The following is a 20,625-nucleotide window of genomic DNA, read 5'->3' as shown; positions in this document are numbered from 1 at the left end:
GCAGTTGTTGTTACAGTGGTGCGATCGCAGACAATGAGGCTCACAATGAGCATGGGCGATCGCGCTTTATGCAGCTTCTCTATGTATTATCACATTTATATTCTTGATTTTTAGTACAACGCTCCTATTTTTAAATAAGCTTTACCAAAGATTCAAGGAACTATAATATTGTCCAGCAGATTTTATTAATTTAAAGCTGCGCGGATTTTTCCCCATTCATGAAAGCACATATGGGTTGATAACAAATAACTCACTTCAAATCATAACTCCTCTTAACTTTAGTATTGGCACAAAGCTAAGGGGGAAAATTCCACTGAAGATTTAAGAGCTACATTGCTTGTTAATCAATATAACTCATCTTAACCTATTTCAGTAATATTGAAGCCTCTAACAGGTCGTGAATAACGTCACAGTTTTGTTACTGGATTGACACCTCTTTGTAAAAGGAGAAGTGTATTTTCAGATAGAGTAACCTACATTTTGTAAAACACCAATAAAAAACTCTACCGATAACTTGAAAAGTTTCCAGAAAAGTTCAGCCATCATGGTGCAAGATGGAACAATTGGTGGTGTCGGTGCATCAAAGAGAAAATTTTAATTGATAAATAAGAAGTATTGAGGCAGAAATTTTGTAGCCTTATAACTATCTTTAGTCACAGGCTAGAAATAGCAGAAAATATTTGTTGATTGAGAACACAGGTGGGAGTTAGCGACACAACTTACTTCATTTCGGTTCTAAAATTATCGATTTTTCTGTTCGTGTGCCATGCTCACACTCCGATCGTAAATAATTTTAGGATACGGAAAAATTACTTTAATATCAGTACTCTTCTTAGAAGAACGAGCAGTTTTGTATGCGGTCGTAACTCACATCCTATGACAGCGATCGGCTTATTAAAAAAATTTGTCAGGAGATTTAAAATGACATTTTTAGTTTCCAATCTTAAAAAAATTAAAGTTTTGCATACTTTATATCTCATACTTAACCGGAGTAAAAGCAAATACAGTTTTCTACTCAGGCGACCAATTCTTCTATTTTTAAAAAAAATCCTAAAGTTTAAGATAGTAACGAGACATGAGTTAATCAACAATACAGAGCAATACCACACAATTCAGTTTCAATCAGAGGAATTAATTTCATGTATGAAACCTTACAATTTAAATGAACATGGCTATTCGGGGATATTTATTGATGAAATTCCTGAGAAAAGCAGAAAAGATGAATTTTTTTTATGTGAAGTAGATAATGCTGAACTGGCTGGTCCCACTGCCCTAGGATTTGACAAAAATAGAAATATTATTTTGGAAACATCTGTCCCAGTTTCTACAATATTTGGTACATCATTATCTCAAACTTCCTCTTTAAAAGAAGATTTACCAATAGAGGAATGCATACCTTTACAAGCTTTAGCGTCAAAGTTCTTATCCAAAGGCAATCCTCCTCAATTAGATGTAGCCTGTTCATTAATAAATGGTTGGAGTAGAAATTACTATCACTGGATAGTAGACTGCTTAGCACGACTGGAAAGCTTAGAGCTTTATCAAGAAAAGACTGGTATCAAGCCTACTTTGATCGTTGAATCAAATCCCTCTGCATGGCAAATAGAGTCTCTAAAACTTTTAGGATATCAGTCAAAAGACTGGATTCCTTGGAATGGGTCAAGAATGAAAGTGAACCGATTGTTAGTCCCATCTTTTCGGCGTTCTCCGGCACTTCACGTATCTCCTAAAGCTTGTTCTTGGCTTCGCCAACGCACACTCGGTAATCTGCCTGCGCTCGAAACTGACAAACTTAATTTTTCACCTTATATATTGATTTCGCGACGGAAGGCAGTAGGTCGTCGAATCATTAATGAAAACGAAGTCATAGATGCATTAAAGCCATTCGGGTTTGTTGCTTATGTACTTGAAGACTTAAGCTTTGCAGATGAGGTACGACTCTTTTCACAAGCCAAAATAGTTGTTGGTCCTCAGGGTGCTGGCCTCACAAATATGATTTTTGCAGAAAATTTGACTGTCATCGAATTATTTAGCTCGTTCTTTGTGGATGATACTTTTGTTTACCTAGCAAAAGAACTGGGTTTTCGGTATGGTTTCTTGAAGTGCAAGCCTCCGAGCATGGATTTTCGCCGTCGGGATACAGACATAATAGTAAACGTTGACGCTCTGCAAACACTTGTAGCCACAGCAGAAAGATATTATGAAAATAATCGATCGCTTGAGAGTTTCCATATAGCCTAATACCGTTTTACTCTAAGGTTGATACAAATAAGCAGTGGGGGGCAGGGGGAAAGAATTAGAGACCAATCATTTGTATCAGGCATTTCGTGAAATGGTATAAGATCTAAAGTCCTTTCCTCATTTTATCCAACATAACCCAAGGAAAGATAAGTCATGTAAGTGGGATAAATGAGATAAAATGATGACCGCTAAATTAACGTTCCATCACTCTCGCTAGAGAAAAAATAATTGAAGAAGGCAGGAGGCAGAGGGCAGAGGGCAGAAGGAACACTTTCGTTGGGGATTCAAACCCAATGGCACGAAGACAAGGCAGAGGGCGGAGCCAGCATTCCATAAATGCCTCCTGCCTCCTGCCTTTTTTGATAATCCTTGCTACACAGGACTTTTAGGCAAAAAACATGATTTTCCTCATAATGTTAGAAAATAAAGCTTCAAATCCAAGTGCTGTATGAGGTTTAAAAGTTGCCTTCATTTTTTCTTTCCCCAGAGTGATGGAAGAGCGTTAAAATATATGAAAACGTATACTTTTCTATTAGATCTATCAAATAATTAAAAACACACAAATCTCACTAATATTACTTTTATTACATTTCTGACTATTGGTTAGAATCTTAAGCAGAAACAGTTGGATCGCTAGAGAAAATTCAGGACAAGATAACATCGATCTTCACTCACTTTTTCAAAGATATTGTGAAGTTGTAATTTGAATATTTGATATAAAATTTAGTTGCTTTGTTATTTCAACTGCGATATGCTCACATATCAAGGAGAGGTTAACAAAAATTTCATGAAAGTGTGTGTGAGTTTATGAAAAACAAACATTTATCGAAAAAAGTATTGATATATACAAATTTTGTAATGACTTAAGAGCATTTAGCTTGTTCGTTTAAAGAGGTAAGGGGTGTAATTATGCCATCATTTGAAGAAATTACAATACTGAAAACTCGGTTTCACAAGCTCACAGCTTGTCAGTTGATATCTTATGTCGTTGAGGCGGCGAAAACCCGAGAGAAGACGGTTGTAGGGAATGTAAATATCAGAGCCATGAACTTTGCCTGCGAACTGCCTTGGTATCGCAACTTCTTAAATAAAGCTGATGTGGTTTTCTGTGATGGGTTCGGTGTACTGCTAGCAGCAAAATTTTTTGGATACTCTGTGGAATCCAGGCATCGCATGACTTGTCCGGACTATATAGAAAGCTTGGCGTTAGCTTGTGAAAGAAACAATGTCTCTCTCTTCCTTCTAGCAGGAAAGCCTGGAGTTGTAGATAAGGCAATTTCTAAGTTAACGGCGATCGCACCCAATCTTAAAGTACAAGGACATCACGGCTATTTTGATAAGTCCAGTCGTGATAACGATATTGTGATTCAGAAGATTAATGAATTTAAACCGGGAATCTTGTATGTGGGTTTCGGAATGCCATTACAAGAACGTTGGCTCGTAGACAACATGGATCGAATCGATGCAAAAGTTTTCTTACCTCTTGGTGCATGCCTCGATTTCTATACAAACACTGTCTATCGCGGTCCTCAGTGGCTAACCAACTCTGGATTTGAATGGTTGACAAGATTCGTTACCGAACCGCGTCGTCTTTGGAAAAGATATTTAGTAGGCAATTCGTTATTTTTCTATCGGCTGTTGCGGCAGAAATTTATTGACCTACTTGGACCTGTAACTAGCAATCAGTGACCGATGACGAATCATCAGTAACCAATTGTATTACCTATCAATCGTGCATGTATCCAAAATTTCCTCTCAGCAGGCGTCATTTCATATTCCTGGGATTCTCAGGTTTAGCCAGCTCAGCTGCCGTGACAGCAGGAAAAATAGTTAATACGAACAACCAAGTCCAAGCTCTTTACAATCCAAAAAGAGACTTTAAAGTGGTTGGACAAAATTCTTTGAAACAACGTGCTGCTTCAAAGGGGATTATTTATGGAGCAGCAGTCGAACCCGATTTTTTTCAATCCAATGCATCCTTTAGTGCTAGTTTTACTAGAGATTGCGGCATGATAGTGCCGGAAAACGCTCTCAAATGGTCTCAACTCCGTCCTGCTCCCGATAAGTATGACTTCGCTAGAGCAGATTGGTTAGCTGCATTTGCACGCAATCGTGGTATTCTTTATAGAGGACATACTTTAGTATGGAACCAAGACATACCTATATGGTTCAAAGAGACTGTTAACCGCCAAAACGCAGAGAAAATTTTGGTAGACCATATCACAACTGTCTCTAAGCGCTATGCAGGTAAGATGCATTCTTGGGACGTGGTTAACGAAGCGATAGATCCAGAAGATGGTAGGTCTGATGGTTTGCAGAGTTCTCCATGGCTCGATTTTTTAGGGCCGAGTTATATTGAACTAGCCTATCGGGCAACGGCGGCGGCTGACCCAAAAGCTATGTTAGTGTATAATGAGACATGGATTGAGTACGATATACCCAAACACGAGGCTAGGAGAAAGGCAACTTTAAAGCTCTTAGAGAATCTTTTAAAAAAGGGTACACCGATTCATGCTCTCGGTATTCAGTCTCACTTAATGGCTCATGAAAAAGCCTTTAACCCTCAAAAGCTGCGAGCTTTTCTCTCTGATGTAGCCAGTCTCGGTTTAAAAATACTGATTACTGAACTAGACGTAATAGACCAACAGCTGCCAGCAGATTCTACAGTTCGGGATCGCATGGTTGCCAGTCTCTATGAAGACTATCTTTCAGTAGTGCTAGATGAGAAAGCCGTGATTGCAGTCTTAACCTGGGGGCTGAGCGATCGATATACATGGCACGCATATTTTCTGCCACGTTCCGATGGTCAACCAGTGCGTCCTTTACCACTGGATGTTAACTTCCAACGCAAATTAGCTTGGAACGCAATAGCAAGAGCGTTTGACCGAGCTCCAAAGCGATAAAGATAGTTTTTATAAGTCAAGCCGTAAAGTCATCCATTTGAACTCGAATTCGTCCGATTCCTTCCTCGTTAATCTCGCGAATTCTTATCTACCAAGCAAAGAGTAAAGAACATCATAGCAAATAATAGGTGCAGTTAAGATGACTTACAAATTGTCAGTTGTCGGGTTCAAACCAGATTTAAGGTCAGGTCGAGGCGCAAGAATTCAAAAAGGATTTGCAACAAAATTTTTGCGTGTCTTAACGCTAGTACTACTAGATGCTGTGTTTTTAACCATAGCATGGAAAGTTGCAGTATTTTATGGCACACCTGTAAACTCTCCTTGGACAGAGAAATCTTCTTTCTTACTGCTAACTCTATTTGTTCAATTAGGAATTATCACCGCACAGGGATTATACCGCTCGGGGTACAATCGTCGAAATTATCCCCGTCTGATCAAAGCAGTTTCCCTAGCCGATATATTCCTTCTCTTCATTGCCTTTCTTTACGAACCAAGTAGTTATATTTCTCGATCCACCTTTTTGCTCTTTTGGTTATTCTCAGTAACCTTCTTATGTGCCGGTCGTTTCCTTGTTGATACGACTACTACCTTATTGCGGAAAAAAGGAGTTGTCCGCCATACAGTTTTCCTAATCACTGATTCTGATGAGAAAGAAAGAAACATCAGGCTGATAGAGAAAGAGGATTGTTACACGGTTGTTGGTGTCGCTAACCCAAACTGTTTGGACAGAAGCAACCGTGACACAACTTTAGAATATCTTCGCAGTCTGGGCGTTGAAGAAGTCTTTGTCTCTTGGGATGCTATCAAAAAACGTCTGTATGTCTGTTGGCATTTTTACACAGCCGGCATTACTATCCGAATTATCCCAACTGAAGCCGGAGTTCTTCCTTCTAAATCTTATTTCTGGATGATTGGTGAAGTTCCTTTTGTAACAATTCCAGCACCATTTATCACGGGTAGTGAGTTCTGGGTAAAAAGATGTTTTGACTTGTGTTCATCAATTATTCTCATACTCCTGTTTTCACCCGTGTACTTATCCCTTGCAGTACTCATTAAATTAGATTCTCCCGGACCAATCTTTTTTAAACAGGACAGAATTGGATTGCACGGTCAAAAATTCAAAATTTGGAAATTCCGCACCATGGTTGTCAATGCGGAAAAGTTACAAGCCGCTTTAGAGGCTAAGAACGAAGTCAAAGACGGTGTTCTGTTTAAAGTTAAAAATGACCCTCGGATCACCAGAATTGGTAAGTTTTTACGCCGCTATAGTTTAGACGAATTACCACAACTGTTTAATGTTGTATTAGGAGAGATGAGTTTAGTTGGTCCTCGCCCTTTACCCATCAGAGATGTCGAAAAGTTCCAAACAAAGCATTTTCTCAGACAAGAAGTCTTACCCGGTATTACAGGGCTGTGGCAAGTTTCCGGTCGTTCCAATATTGATAACTTTGAAGACGCTGTCAAATTGGATATTTCGTACATTGAGAACTGGTCGCTGTGGCTGGACTTGAAGATTTTGCTACAAACAGTACAGGTTGTTTTGAACAAAACAGGTGCTTATTAGGTAGTAGTTGGCGATCGTAACTTGTCGCTAATTGCTGAGAGCTAACAGGTTCGAGGACAGAAGTTTTGTTGAACTATCAAAAATCAATACCAATAACGCTCTTCATCCTTTTGTCCTCTCCCTTTTTGGTTGACCTACTTACCTTTTATTAAGACTTGGACTATTTGACACATTAGAGCTAAATCATGCAAAGCACACTTTTAAATCCAAACATGACAGTCATCAGACCGAATGGTTCTATTGTTAGTGCAAATGCATTGGAGTTTGAACGCAAATTGACAACACTGTTAACACAAACTGACTGTTCTATTTTGCTATTGGATTTGGGTAAAGTAGAATCTGTAGATAGTTCTGGAGTTTTAGCATTAGTCTCTGCATTAAAATTGTCTCAACGTATGGGACGGCGCTTAAGTCTTTGTTCTGTATCGCCTGCACTCAAAATAATCTTGGAACTGACTCAGCTAGATAGGCTGTTTGAGATATACGAAGATGAATCTGCATTCACAAGTGCTTAGAAGTACAAACTAATTGAAGAAGGCAAAAGTATCATTTAAGAATAAAAGCGCTACTCTCAAGTTAGGGTAGCGCCTTTTTTTATGAAATTGACAGTGCCACCATCGCTGTTAAAAACACGAAAACCCGCCAAAGCGGGTTAACACACAACAAAACTATGAACTAGAACAATAAAACTTTATTTTTAACTGAAATAGTTCATTTCAGCTTCTAATTGGCGAACTAAATTTTCATCACCTTTTTCTCTAGCTACTTTTAGGCGATGTTCTAAGGTTCTTTTAATATTGAGTCTGTGTGTTTCGCGTGCTTGTTTTACCGATTCCAATCTGTTCCTGCTCATTTTAACAATGTGCCTCTTAAATTTCTCCATCAAATGTCTAACTTTCCTAACATAGCAAATTTTTCGTAACTTTCGCTACAGAAAAAATAAACTTAATATATATTATTAAGCGGCAATATCTTCTTGTGGAAGGTTTACAACCCCATGCTGACCTTGCTTACCGATTTTGGAACCCGTGATGTTTACGTTGGGGCGATGAAGGGAGTGATTGCCCAAATCAACCCAAAACTTACAGTAGTAGACTTGACTCATGAAGTTCCACCGCAGGATGTTGCGGCTGCTCGGTTCTGCTTAATGGATGCGTACCTTTATTTTCCACCAGGCACAGTGCATCTAGCTGTTGTCGATCCTGGCGTAGGCAGTACGCGACGAGCGATCGCAGTAGAATTTGCTAAAGGTTACCTGGTGGGACCCGATAACGGAATATTTGGTGGAGTTTTGAGTGAAAGTACGGCAATTGCAGCCGTAGAACTAACGAACCCCAAGTATTGGAGAACCCCTCAACCCAGCAGTACTTTCCACGGGAGGGATATTTTTGCACCAGTAGCCGCTTATCTTGCTTGTGGCGTTCCCCTCAAACAGTTGGGCGAATCAATCGACCCCGCTACTCTAGTAGAATTAGATATTGCTAATTCTATAGTAACGGAAACTGGTATAACTGGTAGCATTCAATATATTGACCGTTTCGGTAACTTAGTGACTAACATTCCTGGGACTGATGTGCTGGGAAAGAACTGGAATATAGAAGTTGCGGGAATCACTATTCCCAAGTATGAAACTTATAGCGATGTTAAAGTGGGTGAAGCGATCGCACTTATTGGCAGTCATGGGTGGGTGGAGATTGCTGTTAACAATGGGAATGCGCGATCGCAATTGCACATAGCCTTAGGAGATCGTCTGAGAGTTTATTTTGAATGAAGGATGAAATTGCATCCTCAAGACGGGGACACGGGGATAAAATAGCATAGGGATGATTAGCAGTTCTTAAAAATTTCGGATTTCAATTGCTATGGCTCAGCAAACTTTATCTGCACCGGAAATTTATCAAGGTCAGTTTGGAGAGTTTACGATTAATCAGAGCGATCGCACGGGCGTTATTGTCTACCGTACTGGACTTATGGTAGCTGCACTCTGCTTTGCCACAGGTACTGCTTTAGTCATATTTAACCAAAACCCAGAGATTTTTCCAGTACTGACACCTTTATATGTTTGTTTCAGTCTGGCTTTAGGTGTCAGTTTACTCATGATACATATTTATATGACACTGTTACACAGACTTTTACAAGTTTTTTGGGCAATTGGCAGTGTTAGCGCCACAGTACTAGCTTTGTATAATAGCGCACCATTGGCTGTCACCGTTTATACTCAACCATTAACATTACTGGGAATAGGATTTACTTTTGCAGCACTGACAGGAATTTATTTTAAAGAAGCGTTTTGCTTTAATCGCTTTGAGACTAAAATACTAACACCAACAGTTCCCTTACTCTTGTTGGGACATTTGGTAGGGGTGTTGCCAACTCAATGGGAAAAAATTTTATTAGGAATTTGGGCAGTTCTGTTTGTCGTGTTTGCCGTTCGCAAAGCAGTGCAAGCAATTCCTCCCGATATTGGAGATAAGTCCGTATTTGAGTATTTAAAGACTCGGCAAGCAACGTAATTTTGAATCAATATATATGATTTCATAATTGCTATAAGAATCCTCTTGATTTTTGCAATGTAAGGCATACCTGGGGTGGAAATGCACACTAAAAGCTTTTGATGAGTATTGCCCACCCTACTTAAATTTTTTATAAATCATTTAGGATTCTTATATACTATTTCAGGTGATTAGCAATAGGTGTTGATTTGACAGAGTTAGAACGTTACTTGTTTGATTTGCAAGGATTTATTGTGCTGGAAAATGCTTTAACTCCAGCAGAGATAACAGCTATCAATGCTCTTTTAGATCCGCAAATTGCTTGTATAGATCGACGCGGAAAAGAGTGGGTTCGTTTTGATAGCTTGCTAAGTTGGGGTGTACCGTTTCGCAGTCTCATTGACAATCCTCGAATCACTCCTTATCTTGACGAGCTACTTGGAGCTAATTTTCGCCTAGACCACGATTACGTTCACATTATTCGCCAAGGTACCGGACCAATTGGCAGCATACTACACGGTGGTGGGACTCCCTACGATCCCTGTCAATACTACTTTTATAAAGATGGAAGAATGCACAACGGCTTGGTTGCAGTCGCCTACAGCCTCACAGACGTACCGCAGGGCGCAGGAGGATTTGGGTGTATTCCAGGTAGCCATAAAAGCAATTTCCCTTTACTTAAAGAATGGGAAAATTTAGAAAATCCGCTTTCTTGTACGCAAGAAATTTCTGGAAAAGCAGGAACAGCGATTATCTTTACCGAAGCCCTAACTCACGGTACTATGCCCTGGAAAGGACAACACGAACGCCGGACGCTATTCTACAAATACTCTCCGTATTCGAGCGCATGGGCAAGATATTACTATAACCCCGACGATTACCCCGACCTCACACAGATGCAACGCCGTAGGTTAAAAACTCCCGGTTTTTATCCTTAGGCAGTTCTGAAATTTGGGAACAATAAACCCAAAGACGATAAGGATGGGCAATTGGTGGAACAAGAACGTGCGTATTGGGTCGCTTGGTCGCAAATTTCTGGAGTCGGTCCTATTTTGTTAGGAAGGTTGCAACAGCATTTTGGTACGCTAGCAGCAGCTTGGGACGCAACCTCAACTCAGTTGAAAGAGGTAGAGGGTTTTGGTTTTCAAACACTATCTAAGGTTTTACAACAGCGATCGCGTTTGCACCCAGAACAATTTCTCCAACAACATCAACAGCAAAACCCTCATTTTTGGACACCAGCCGATCCAGAGTATCCTCGGTTGCTGCTAGAGATCCCCAGCCCACCCCCTATTTTGTACTATCGCGGCGAAGTTGATTTACTAGAAAATATCGGACACAAACCAACAGTTGGTATTGTTGGAACGCGCCAACCTTCAGAGTACGGTTTGCGTTGGACTCGTCAAATTAGTGTGGCTTTAGCTAAAAATGGTTTTACGGTTGTGTCTGGTTTAGCAGACGGAATTGATACTGAAAGCCACAGCGCTACTCTTAAAGCAGGAGGACGTACAATAGCAGTCCTCGGTACGGGGGTAGATGTTGTTTATCCATCTAAAAATAAAGAACTTTACAAACAGATTTTGCTGAATGGATTAGTTCTGAGCGAATATCCCTCAAAAACTCCCCCCGATCGCACTCACTTTCCCCGTCGCAATCGAATCATAGCCGGTTTGAGTCGCGCCGTGTTAGTGATGGAAGCACCAATCAAATCGGGTGCTTTGATTACTGCTAGTTATGCCAATGAATTTGGGCGAGATATTTACGCATTACCAGGAAGGTTAGATGACTATCCTTCCCAAGGATGTTTAAAACTGATCGCTCAAGGCGCTGTTCCCATTCTTAGAGAATTAGACGAACTCCTCAAAATGTTAGGAGCAATACCAGAACTTGATTCTGTTGCAGCAGTCTCTTCACCAGAGCAATTGACTTTACCCGATTTATCTCCAGAACTTCAACACGTTATGAAGGTACTTTCTTCAGAAGCGTTATCATTTGATTTGATTGTTCAACAATCTGGTATGGCTGCTGGATTGGTATCGGGCGCTTTACTCGAGTTAGAATTAATGGGTCTAGTTTCACAACTTCCAGGGATGCGGTATCAACGCTGTTAATTGCGTAGGAATTTCTCCACAAACGCTAAGAGATGTTTTAAAAGACTTAAGCGAAATAAATTGTTACTATACAAACAAAGCTTCTCTGGGGAGCATCCCCTTTCCTCTTATCCTTACTTCATGGGGGACTCAAAGCCCCCCGTTGTAGCTATCGCTGTGCGATTTCTAATGACATGGCAAGTATGAATTAAGACTTTCCAGTCATTTATGATTCTCCATATGCCAAACCATTTGCCTCAGCATATCGCTGCATAAAACGCATGAATCTTTGCCATTGGTCTTCTTGCTCGATTTCAAATTTACACTCTACTCTCTGCAATTCATCTCCTTCTGCACCTCCAAAAATGAATTGAGTTGAAGAAGGTGTGACACGAATTTCTCCTTCTTCATCAGTTAATAGCATTGAATTCAAAGATTGTTTTGTGAAGCTATTAAATCCGTTCAAAGCTTTCACTTGCTTAAAAAGCATAACAATAATGCGGTTACCAGAACGAAGGTTACGACGCAGGCTGACATTGTTCAGTTCTTCAAAAATGCCAGCAAAAAATTGAATTGACGGTGTTTTAGATGTCATGGAATTGGAAAACTTATCTTTGGTATGGATTGTAGTAATATTGCGGTGCTACTTGTGGAGCGATCGCAGGTGCTTGATAACCCGTTGGCGGTACGTTTGTACCTATACCATTAGGTAATGGTGGATTCATCAGTGGAGGTTGGTATCCAGTTGGAGGTAAAGTGTTGCTCATGCCATTAGAGAACGGTTGATTTATGGCTGGTGGCGGACTTATAACTGGTGGCTGTTGATAGGTAGTGGTTGGTATGCTATTTCCCGTATTGTGAGGAACGGGAAAACTTTGGCTGAGCTGTTCGTAAGCAACGCGAGAAATGGATACAATAAGTTTTTCTGCACCAGGATCGTTCCGGGGACGTTGCACCATTACAGCAACAACATAACGCTTGCCACTTGGCACATCCACTAGCCCTGCATCTCCCAGTATTGTCCCAATATTACCAGTTTTATGGGCAATGGTCGCTCCCGGTCCTAAACCAGCTGGTAGCAGTTGATTTCTCACAGTCCGGCGCATAATATCCAATATGCGATCGCGAGATCTCATACTCACTAAATTTCCTTTACCAACCATTGCCATCAAAGTACCTAACTCTTTGGGACTGGTTGTGTTTGTACCTCCCAAATCCGGTAAAAGATTGCGAATCGCAGTTGTTGTCAAACCCCAACTTTGAAATCGTTGATTTAGCGCATCAATACCACCCAATCGAGCAATCAGCATATTTGTTGCTGTGTTATCACTGATTGTCATCATTTTCGTAGCTACTTCAAGCGCTGTAAACTGGGTTCCTACTGGTTTGTACTGCATATTCCCAGAACCGCCTGCTACCACTTCCTTTTCCATAGTTAAGCTTTCATCAAGACGTATTTTTTGTGCATCGACATCTTGAAAGAAAGCAACCAGAATTGGAATTTTAATTGTGCTAGCAGACGCAAAACTAGCAGCCCCATTCAAATCCACATAACTACCGTTGTCCAAATCAACCAAGAAAACTCCCGGTGTGAGATTTGGAGTTGATGCTGCCAAACTTTGTATAGCTGATTTTAAGGGAATATTTTCTTGGGATAAGGACACTCCAGAAACTGTCGGTGTGGGAGTTACTGTTGGTGTTGGCTGGGACTGCGCTTGTTGTTCAACGGTTGTATTGGATGATGAGTCTGGTGGTGTAGCGAGACGATTAGCGGGGTCTAACACAGATAAAACAGTACCTACGATCGCACCTATCCCGACTCCCACAATTAACAACCGTATGGCATACAAAATTGTTCTTGCCATCGGCTTTAACCGCGTTTTTCGAGAAGATTGTTTCATCACCGGATGCTTTTGCACTCTGACAGTTTTTAACGGTACAACGTTGGGGTTATATGGAGGAATTCTCCCTTTAAAAGTAGCAGAGTGCTGGGGTGGAGCGACTCCCCTTGGTTGTCTTCTAGGTAAAGGAGTAGGTTGTAGTGGTGAAATTACTTTTACACGTGTCGATGTTTGTTTTTTCTGAGGCGGGCGTTGTTGGTTGCGTAATGCTTCCTTATTCTGTGGTAGCTTTTGGACTTTTCGTAAATCGGGACGACGGCTCGAAGACTGACGCTGTGGGATAACTTTTATACGAGTTCTTGTATTCATAATATATAATAATGATAAGATTTTATATTATAATTGGCTTTTATAAAAGGTAAACACTACAGCAGGCTTGCAATTACATACTAATCCCTAATTCCAAGCAAAAAAGATTTTTTTTACGAGTCAGTCTCCCAAACATCATGAATTATGATTCTTCGCGGTTATAAAGGTTCCTAATAGCCCATTCTACCTGTCGTAAAATACCTCGCAACATTGCAACTTCTTTAGTTTGTAGTCGAGCCCGATTGTACAATTGTCGAAACTTTTCCATGCGACTTGATGATGTATGGGCATAAAGATAACCAATCTTGAGGAGAAGGGATTCGAGTTCTTGGTAATACGTTTCTACAACATCCAAAGCAGCAAGGTCATCATCCAAGGCATTTTCTGATGCGATAAGTTGTTTGTTTTCCATATTTTTTAGGTTTTCAGTATAAAATGTTGCTAATTCGTAGCAGCATAGAGAAACAGCAGTTGCTAAGTTGAGGGATGGATAAGTGGAACTTGTAGGAATGCGAACAAATCTTTGAGCGTAGTTCAGTTCCTCATTGCTCAAACCCCGATCTTCTCTACCAAAGATTAGTGCTGCTGAATGTTGTGGGTTTTCAAGCAACCAAGGTAATGCCGTGCGGGGATTTTCCATGGGCGTTCCCCAGTCCCTAACGCGAGCAGTTGTTGCGATCGCTCGCTGACATCCCTGTAAAGCTTCTGGTAGAGTTGCTACAGATTGAGATGAGTGTAAAATATCTTTGGCATGAACTGCCATGTGCAGTGCTTCGAGTGAAAGCGGATCGCATTGAGGATTGACTAACACTAGATGATGAAAGCCAAAATTTTTCATAACTCGCGCCACCGATCCCACATTCATAGGTCCAGATGGCTCAACTAAGATAATTTTTACTTGGTCTAGTGTCATGACTTGCTGTTCTCATGCAAACTTGCTATAAATGTTGATTGTCTCAATCCAAACGCACAGTAGGATTATCGCCCAGTCTGACATCTAGAGTGGCAATTTTGTAATTCCATAACCAACCTATCAAATCGCCATGTGGTTTGGCATGGAGTTCAAAGCTTCATAAAAATGGCATTCCCAGGCTCAGCCTGGGAACGAGAGGGGTAGGGTAATGAAGGTGGAAGTTAGAATGAGTTGGTGTTTATTTCTACACCATCTCTGAAGATGTTTGCATCATTGGCTGAGGTTGTGGTTGGAACATGAATAAGGAGTAAACAACATCTCGGCGAATGTTAACCATCATATCCAGGAACAACTCGTAACCCTCACTCTTGTACTCAATCAACGGATCTTTCTGACCGTAACCTCGCAATCCTACAGATTCACGTAAAGCATCCATTTGCTGCAAGTGTTCGCGCCACAAAGTATCGATTCTTTGTAAAATAAAGAATCGTTCCGCTTGACGCATCAATCCGGGCTGAATTTGGTCAATTTGAGCTTCTTTAAGGTCGTAAGCAATCCTCACTTGCTCGTGCAAGAACGCTTTAATCTCGCTCATTGACATATCTTCTAGCTGACTTGACTGTAAATCTGCTAGCAGATAAACAAATTCTTTGACTTTTTCAACCAACTTATCCAATTCCCACTCTTCGGAAGGTAAATCGGGGTTGATGTAGTAGTCAGCGATGTCATCCATCGTTTTTTCAGCGTACTTAATCACCTGTTCTTTCAGGTCTTGTCCTTCCAAAACCCGACGGCGTTCCGCATAAATCGCCCGACGTTGGTTGTTCATCACTTCGTCGTACTCAAAGACTTGTTTCCGGATGTCGTAGTAGTAGGTTTCAACTTTTTTCTGAGCACCTTCCAAACTACGGGTCAGCATTCCAGATTCAATAGGCATATCTTCGTCTACGTTAAATGCTGTCATCAAACGTGAAACGCGATCGCCACCAAAAATCCGCAGTAAGTTATCCTCCAAGCTGAGGAAGAATCTTGTCGAACCGGGGTCACCTTGACGTCCCGCACGTCCCCGCAACTGGTTGTCAATCCGGCGCGATTCATGACGTTCTGTACCAATAACGTGTAAACCGCCTTGTTGTACCACTTCATCGTGTTCGTTTTTGGTGAACTCTTCGTACTCGTGCTTAACTCGGTTGTACGCTTCCCGTAATTTTTGAATCACAACGTCGTCAGTTGGTGCTTTTTCTGCGGCTACAGCGACCTTATCTTCAGCTTCTAACTCTGTCAAACTGCGTTCGCCGTACTCCCGCACGGCAAAATCAACTGCATCTTTCAGCAACTTTTCTGCTTCTTTTGTCAGCTGGGTTGGGAATACCTGTGGTGACGCCTTCCAAGTTTTCACCTTTTTACCGGGTACAAAGCCTTGACCGCCACCCGTTCCCGCCGGGGGTAAGCCAGCCGCCCGATGGATACCAAAAGCATCTTCATCATCCGGTTTGACAACACGAGGCATGAAGTACTCTCTTATCTTAAGACGTGCCATGTACTCGGCATTACCACCAAGAATAATATCAGTCCCTCTACCTGCCATGTTAGTTGCAATGGTCACAGCACCTTTACGTCCTGCTTGTGCAACAATTTCTGCTTCCCGCTCCACATTTTCCGGTCTGGCGTTCAGCAACTCATGGGGAATCTCCATTTCTCTCAACAGTTGTCGGAGATATTCTGATTTTTCTACACTCGTAGTTCCCACTAGAACTGGTCTTCCAAGTGCGTGCATTTCGGCACATTCTTGTGCGATCGCCTTCCATTTCCCTGCTTCAGTCTTAAAGACCATATCTGGCAAATCTTGGCGTTTTCTCGTTCTGTTAGTAGGAATAACAGTAACTTCCAGTTTGTAAATTTTTTCAAACTCCGCCTCTTCAGTCTTTGCTGTTCCCGTCATCCCGGATAACTTGGGATACAGCAAAAACAGGTTTTGATAAGTAATTGTCGCGAGAGTTTGAGTTTCTGGCTGAATTTCTACCCGTTCTTTGGCTTCAATTGCTTGGTGAAGTCCATCACTCCAACGGCGTCCTGGAAGAACTCGACCTGTAAATTCATCGACAATAACCACTTCTCCATTCCGGACAATATAAGTTACATCCTTTAGGAAAAGTTCTTTAGCTTTAATCGCATTAAAAATAAAGTGCGCCCAAGGGTCTTCTGGGTTAAATAAATCTTTAACTTCCAAAAGCCGTTCTGTTTGTGCAAAACCTTCATCCGACAACAGCACGTTACGAGCTTTTTCGTCTACTTCATAATGCTCGTCTTTTTGCAGTGCTAGAGCTATTTCGGCTGCTTTGAGATATTTTTCCGTTGGTCTTTCGACTTGTCCCGAAATAATGAGCGGTGTCCGTGCTTCATCAATTAAGATTGAGTCTACTTCGTCAATCACACAGTAGTTAAATGGGCGTTGTACCACATCCGCCATGGATGTCGCCATGTTGTCCCGCAGGTAGTCAAAACCCACTTCACTATTGGTGACATAAGTGATATCGCAATCGTAATTCTTCTTGCGTTCCGTTGGCGTCATGCTTTGCTGAATTAGCCCTACCTTCAATCCCAAGAAACGATGTACCTGTCCCATCCATTCAGCATCACGACGGGCTAGGTAATCGTTCACCGTGATCACGTGAACGCCTTTACCTGTAAGAGCATTTAAATAACTCGGTAATGTCGCAACTAGGGTTTTGCCCTCCCCAGTCTTCATCTCAGCAATTTGCCCTGAGTGGAGAATAATACCACCCAACATTTGAACATCAAAGTGACGCAGCCCTAAGACTCTGCGTCCTGCTTCCCGAACCACGGCAAACGCTTCTGGTAAGATGTCATCAAGAGTTTCGCCTTTGCCAAGACGCTGTTTAAATTCGACTGTTTTGCCCTTGAGTTCGTCATCCGAAAGGGCTTTGATATCTTCTTCCAGAAGATTAATGTCTGTAATGTAGGGTTGGTATTTTTTTAGTTTACGAGCGTTGGGGTCGCCCAACAAAGTTTTTAGCATGGCAGATTATGAACAGAATTAAGGGGGACGGGGATTTAAGGATTGGGATTAATTATAAACACTTAACTAAACCCAGTCTTAGTTTGAGATGGGTTAGTCATGAAAACTCGCTCAAAAACAGCATTATTAACAGCCAATCAGATTTCCTAATGATTGGATTGAATTTTTATCTTAAATGTAAACTGTTTCAATAGTATCATTTTGCCCAGAGTTGAAGCAGTAAAGCCCAACTGAGGAGAGGTAGCGATTTCCCTCCTTGGGGAGTAGGGATTGGGGAAAAGGGAGAGGGGGAAGACAAGGGAGAAAATTTCTCCTTGTCCCTATATCCTATTCCCACTCCGGGCTGAGGCGACGAAAATTAAAGTCTGAGGCTGAGGGATGACAGGTGACACAACTCCCAATTTGAATCGGCTTGGGTAGCTTAACTTGAGGGTGCAAAGCTCTGAAATAACGGGAACTCCCGACGCGATAGGGTATTTGTTCGTCTTCTAGCAATTGGGGACGAGAGAAAGCGGAAAGATACCTCCAAACTAGGATACGTGGCGGATCGACTAATGGTTTGATTTGTACTCCATAGTGCTGTGAGTCCTCCAACAAATTTTTCCAAGTTTGGGTGGGAAAAACAGCGGGAGGTAAGGGAATGTGACAAGTCGAGCAATTTTCCAAATACAATTCTTGTCCAAGTCGCTGTTGTGGGGGAACGACATCAACAGTACCGACTTCAGAAGAGGTTGGCGGTACGCCTTGGACATGAGATGCCATCGCTAAACCCATAGCCAAACTCCAAGCTAGAATGACTAAGAGGAAGCCAAGCGGCTTTCCCTTTAATTTTTGATTGCGGAATTGACGTTTGACAATCTTTGACATTTGATTGGAGATTGGGAATTTTAGATTTTGGATTAGTTACCGCTCTCTGGTTACCCGTCACTAGTTATTGAATGGGGACAGAACGCAATAATCGTTCCATCACAGTTTTTGCCCTGCGTCCTCCACTCGGTATAAGACGGTGGCAAAGAACATAAGGTGCCAAGAATTTTACATCATCGGGAATGGCGTAGTCTCTCCCCAATAGAAAAGCTAGGGCTTGAGTAGCCCGTTGTAAGGCAACAGTACCGCGAGGACTGACACCAAGTGTGATTTCCTCATCATGTCGTGTTGCTCGCACTAATTCAAGAATATACTGTTGTAGCGAAGTATCAACCTTGACTTTTGAACAGATTTGTTGTAACTCTTGCACTTCTACTAAAGAAATACACGGCTGTAAATCGGTAACATTAATTCCATCTTGATGGCGTTGCAACATCTGAAGTTCTTCTGCTTCAGTGGGATAGCCAAGACTTAAGGACAACATGAATCGATCCATCTGCGCCTCAGGTAGGGGAAAGGTACCTTGATATTCAATTGGGTTCTGAGTCGCAATGACGAAAAATGGCATGGGAACGTTACGAGAAACGCCATCCACCGTGACTTGATGTTCTTCCATCACTTCTAGCAAAGCTGATTGGGTCCGAGGTGTGGCACGGTTAATTTCGTCTGCTAGTAGGACATTAGCAAATACCGGACCCGAAAGAAAAGTAAATTCACCGCTTTTTGGATTCCAGATATTGGTACCCGTAATATCTGTTGGGAGTAAATCGGGAGTACACTGTAACCTTTGAAACTTTCCGTCTATGGAACGAGCTAAAGATTTGGCCAGAAGGGTTTTGCCTACCCCAGGTACATCTTCTAATAAAGCATGACCACCTGCTAGCAGGGCAACTAGTACTAAACGTATTGCCTCAGCTTTACCAACAATGGCTAGTCCCAAGTTTTGTGTTAAAGCGTCGATTTTTTGTCTCATATAGAAATTAGGGAATTGTTAGTAGTTAGTTGTTAGCGGTGAGTCGTTAGTGGAACAATTAACCACTAACGACTCACCGCTAACCAACAACCAATTACAGTATTCCCACCCATCACTGAGAACTAACCAGCCAAAAATGCTCTTGCAGCAATACAATCTTGCTGAATTTGTTGTTTTAGGGCTTCCAATGAAGAAAACTTTTCCTCAGGGCGCAAAAATTGTTCTAGCTCGACTGCTAGTTTTTTTCCGTATAGATCGCCAGACCAATCAAATAAATGGACTTCTACGGATTGATACGTACCATTTACTGTTGGACGGTTACCTATATTCATTACGCCTAAGTAAGTATCTTCTGGAGTGTTCAGTGGCTCACTGAGAGTGAAAACACGAACGGCGTAAACCCCAAAGCTAGGCAAAAATTTATCTTTTGGCAGCTGTAGGTTGGCAGTGGGAAAACCAATTGTTCTACCAAGTTGTTGACCTTTGATGACATGACCTATCAGCGTGTAAGGTCTTCCTAACAGTTTGTTTGCTTGACAGATATCACCATTTTGCAGGACTTGACGGATAAGTGAAGTGCTAATGCGAGTCTGGCGATCGGAAGAATCGCTGACATCACTGTTAAGTGCGGTTTCAGGAGATGCACAAGTTTCTATGGGAACAATGGTGACGGGAATGTCAAATTTGGCAGCCAAGACTTGCAAATCCTTGGCAGTCCCACTACGATTGGAGCCAAAACAAAAATCTTGCCCGACGCTAATCCGTTTGGCTTGTAATTGTTGGATGAGAATTTTTTCTACGAACTGTTCGGGAGGTAACGCGGACAATTCCTTATCAAAGGGTAGCAGTACTAATTGTTCTACCCCGAGCGATCGCAACTGAAAAATTTTTTCATCCAACGGTGTCAACCAAGTGCGGGCAAGACCCGTGAAAAATTCCTGAGGATGAGGATTAAAGGTGACAACCGTTGAGTAGCCGTGTGAGGATGCCGTAACATCAGGCAATATGGGTTGAATAACCCGCTTGTGACCGCGATGTACGCCGTCAAATTTGCCCAGTGCAACACACGTTGGTGTTAGAGCCAGTTCGGTTGAAGAAGTAACCCACACAGAAAACCCATTTTGAGACAGATTTAGCACGTCGATTCTGGGATTTTAGAAATGTTTAAGCTTTCAGCTTGGCGATCTGATATCAACCTAATTATAATTTTTGGCTGATGACCGATGGCTAACAGCAAACCGCTTGCAGTTGGCAGTTGACCGTTTTTTGCTGAAGGGCTGTTGGCAAAGCGTGCGCGAAAAGCGCATGAGCTTCTATTCACCAATCTAATCC

Annotated in this window: 18 protein-coding genes; 9 read left to right on the top strand and 9 right to left on the bottom strand. The window is 41.7% G+C overall.

Features of this window, described 5'->3' with window-relative positions:
- The first annotated feature begins 921 nt into the window (after nt 1-921).
- The 5 genes from HC643_RS18775 (at nt 922) to HC643_RS18755 (ending at nt 7,223) form a co-directional block, all read left to right on the top strand.
- Nucleotides 922-2,241, top strand: a complete 1,320-nt coding sequence (locus HC643_RS18775) for a glycosyltransferase family 61 protein (RefSeq protein ID WP_038087956.1) — start codon at nt 922-924, stop codon at nt 2,239-2,241.
- 909 nt (nt 2,242-3,150) lie between these two features.
- A complete protein-coding gene (locus HC643_RS18770) occupies nt 3,151-3,930 on the top strand; it encodes a WecB/TagA/CpsF family glycosyltransferase (RefSeq protein ID WP_082051723.1) in 780 nt (259 codons plus the stop codon).
- A 47-nt stretch (nt 3,931-3,977) separates the two neighbouring features.
- Complete coding sequence (locus HC643_RS18765) at nt 3,978-5,144, top strand: endo-1,4-beta-xylanase (RefSeq protein ID WP_038087954.1); 1,167 nt, start codon at nt 3,978-3,980, stop codon at nt 5,142-5,144.
- A gap of 139 nt (nt 5,145-5,283) precedes the next feature.
- Nucleotides 5,284-6,708, top strand: coding sequence for a sugar transferase (locus HC643_RS18760; protein ID WP_038087951.1), 1,425 nt, complete (start codon nt 5,284-5,286; stop codon nt 6,706-6,708).
- Between the two features lie 185 nt (nt 6,709-6,893).
- On the top strand, nt 6,894-7,223 hold the full coding sequence (locus HC643_RS18755; protein WP_038087948.1) for an STAS domain-containing protein: 330 nt from the start codon (nt 6,894-6,896) through the stop codon (nt 7,221-7,223).
- A gap of 182 nt (nt 7,224-7,405) precedes the next feature.
- Here the strand turns inward: HC643_RS18755 and pirA are convergent, their stop codons facing one another.
- The gene (gene pirA / locus HC643_RS18750) at nt 7,406-7,561 is read right to left on the bottom strand and encodes an arginine synthesis PII-interacting regulator PirA (protein WP_167844709.1); all 156 of its coding nucleotides are present in this window, start codon (nt 7,559-7,561) and stop codon (nt 7,406-7,408) included.
- A 144-nt stretch (nt 7,562-7,705) separates the two neighbouring features.
- On the opposite strand from pirA, the gene HC643_RS18745 reads away from it, so the two are divergent.
- The 4 genes from HC643_RS18745 (at nt 7,706) to dprA (ending at nt 11,311) form a co-directional block, all read left to right on the top strand.
- The gene (locus HC643_RS18745; RefSeq protein ID WP_038087944.1) at nt 7,706-8,479 is read left to right on the top strand and encodes an SAM hydrolase/SAM-dependent halogenase family protein; all 774 of its coding nucleotides are present in this window, start codon (nt 7,706-7,708) and stop codon (nt 8,477-8,479) included.
- Nucleotides 8,480-8,570: 91 nt separating this feature from the next.
- Entirely contained in the window at nt 8,571-9,221 is a 651-nt protein-coding gene (locus HC643_RS18740) for a DUF2301 domain-containing membrane protein (RefSeq protein ID WP_038087941.1), read from the top strand.
- Between the two features lie 188 nt (nt 9,222-9,409).
- Nucleotides 9,410-10,138, top strand: a complete 729-nt coding sequence (locus tag HC643_RS18735; RefSeq protein ID WP_038087937.1) for a phytanoyl-CoA dioxygenase family protein — start codon at nt 9,410-9,412, stop codon at nt 10,136-10,138.
- Nucleotides 10,139-10,192: 54 nt separating this feature from the next.
- The gene (gene dprA / locus HC643_RS18730; protein ID WP_038088064.1) at nt 10,193-11,311 is read left to right on the top strand and encodes a DNA-processing protein DprA; all 1,119 of its coding nucleotides are present in this window, start codon (nt 10,193-10,195) and stop codon (nt 11,309-11,311) included.
- A gap of 205 nt (nt 11,312-11,516) precedes the next feature.
- Here dprA and psb28 read toward each other — a convergent pair whose 3' ends face one another.
- The 8 genes from psb28 to HC643_RS18690 form a co-directional block, all read right to left on the bottom strand.
- A complete protein-coding gene (psb28, locus tag HC643_RS18725) occupies nt 11,517-11,885 on the bottom strand; it encodes a photosystem II reaction center protein Psb28 (protein ID WP_038087935.1) in 369 nt (122 codons plus the stop codon).
- 13 nt (nt 11,886-11,898) lie between these two features.
- The gene (locus HC643_RS18720) at nt 11,899-13,500 is read right to left on the bottom strand and encodes a serine hydrolase (RefSeq protein WP_038087932.1); all 1,602 of its coding nucleotides are present in this window, start codon (nt 13,498-13,500) and stop codon (nt 11,899-11,901) included.
- Nucleotides 13,501-13,642: 142 nt separating this feature from the next.
- Nucleotides 13,643-14,413, bottom strand: a complete 771-nt coding sequence (locus tag HC643_RS18715) for an RNA methyltransferase (protein ID WP_038087929.1) — start codon at nt 14,411-14,413, stop codon at nt 13,643-13,645.
- A 244-nt stretch (nt 14,414-14,657) separates the two neighbouring features.
- Nucleotides 14,658-17,453: a preprotein translocase subunit SecA gene (gene secA, locus HC643_RS18710; RefSeq protein WP_038087926.1), complete on the bottom strand. Its 2,796-nt coding sequence runs from the start codon at nt 17,451-17,453 to the stop codon at nt 14,658-14,660.
- A 327-nt stretch (nt 17,454-17,780) separates the two neighbouring features.
- A complete protein-coding gene (locus tag HC643_RS18705) occupies nt 17,781-18,320 on the bottom strand; it encodes a cytochrome c (RefSeq protein WP_038087923.1) in 540 nt (179 codons plus the stop codon).
- Nucleotides 18,321-18,384: 64 nt separating this feature from the next.
- The gene (locus tag HC643_RS18700; protein ID WP_038087920.1) at nt 18,385-19,293 is read right to left on the bottom strand and encodes an AAA family ATPase; all 909 of its coding nucleotides are present in this window, start codon (nt 19,291-19,293) and stop codon (nt 18,385-18,387) included.
- A 122-nt stretch (nt 19,294-19,415) separates the two neighbouring features.
- Nucleotides 19,416-20,432: a bifunctional riboflavin kinase/FAD synthetase gene (locus HC643_RS18695; protein WP_063779510.1), complete on the bottom strand. Its 1,017-nt coding sequence runs from the start codon at nt 20,430-20,432 to the stop codon at nt 19,416-19,418.
- Nucleotides 20,426-20,614 carry a hypothetical protein gene (locus HC643_RS18690; protein ID WP_137986321.1) on the bottom strand — a complete coding sequence of 63 codons (189 nt, stop codon included), beginning with the start codon at nt 20,612-20,614 and terminating at the stop codon, nt 20,426-20,428. The genes HC643_RS18695 and HC643_RS18690 overlap by 7 nt, the downstream gene beginning before the upstream one ends.
- Between the last annotated feature and the right edge of the window lie 11 nt (nt 20,615-20,625).

The organism is Tolypothrix bouteillei VB521301, from assembly GCF_000760695.4.
Taxonomy (GTDB): domain Bacteria; phylum Cyanobacteriota; class Cyanobacteriia; order Cyanobacteriales; family Nostocaceae; genus Scytonema; species Scytonema bouteillei_A.
The sequence above is the reverse complement of the archived record's forward strand: the minus strand, read 5'-3'. Positions and strand labels throughout refer to the sequence as shown.

What these genes read in the sequence shown, in the direction of transcription:
- HC643_RS18775 (WP_038087956.1), top strand. Translation starts at nt 922, where the DNA reads ATGACATTTTTAGTTTCCAATCTTAAAAAAATTAAAGTTTTGCATACT.
- HC643_RS18770 (WP_082051723.1), top strand. Translation starts at nt 3,151, where the DNA reads ATGCCATCATTTGAAGAAATTACAATACTGAAAACTCGGTTTCACAAG.
- HC643_RS18765 (WP_038087954.1), top strand. Translation starts at nt 3,978, where the DNA reads ATGTATCCAAAATTTCCTCTCAGCAGGCGTCATTTCATATTCCTGGGA.
- HC643_RS18760 (WP_038087951.1), top strand. Translation starts at nt 5,284, where the DNA reads ATGACTTACAAATTGTCAGTTGTCGGGTTCAAACCAGATTTAAGGTCA.
- HC643_RS18755 (WP_038087948.1), top strand. Translation starts at nt 6,894, where the DNA reads ATGCAAAGCACACTTTTAAATCCAAACATGACAGTCATCAGACCGAAT.
- pirA (WP_167844709.1), bottom strand. Translation starts at nt 7,561, where the DNA reads ATGAGCAGGAACAGATTGGAATCGGTAAAACAAGCACGCGAAACACAC.
- HC643_RS18745 (WP_038087944.1), top strand. Translation starts at nt 7,706, where the DNA reads ATGCTGACCTTGCTTACCGATTTTGGAACCCGTGATGTTTACGTTGGG.
- HC643_RS18740 (WP_038087941.1), top strand. Translation starts at nt 8,571, where the DNA reads ATGGCTCAGCAAACTTTATCTGCACCGGAAATTTATCAAGGTCAGTTT.
- psb28 (WP_038087935.1), bottom strand. Translation starts at nt 11,885, where the DNA reads ATGACATCTAAAACACCGTCAATTCAATTTTTTGCTGGCATTTTTGAA.
- HC643_RS18720 (WP_038087932.1), bottom strand. Translation starts at nt 13,500, where the DNA reads ATGAATACAAGAACTCGTATAAAAGTTATCCCACAGCGTCAGTCTTCG.
- HC643_RS18715 (WP_038087929.1), bottom strand. Translation starts at nt 14,413, where the DNA reads ATGACACTAGACCAAGTAAAAATTATCTTAGTTGAGCCATCTGGACCT.
- secA (WP_038087926.1), bottom strand. Translation starts at nt 17,453, where the DNA reads ATGCTAAAAACTTTGTTGGGCGACCCCAACGCTCGTAAACTAAAAAAA.
- HC643_RS18705 (WP_038087923.1), bottom strand. Translation starts at nt 18,320, where the DNA reads ATGTCAAAGATTGTCAAACGTCAATTCCGCAATCAAAAATTAAAGGGA.
- HC643_RS18700 (WP_038087920.1), bottom strand. Translation starts at nt 19,293, where the DNA reads ATGAGACAAAAAATCGACGCTTTAACACAAAACTTGGGACTAGCCATT.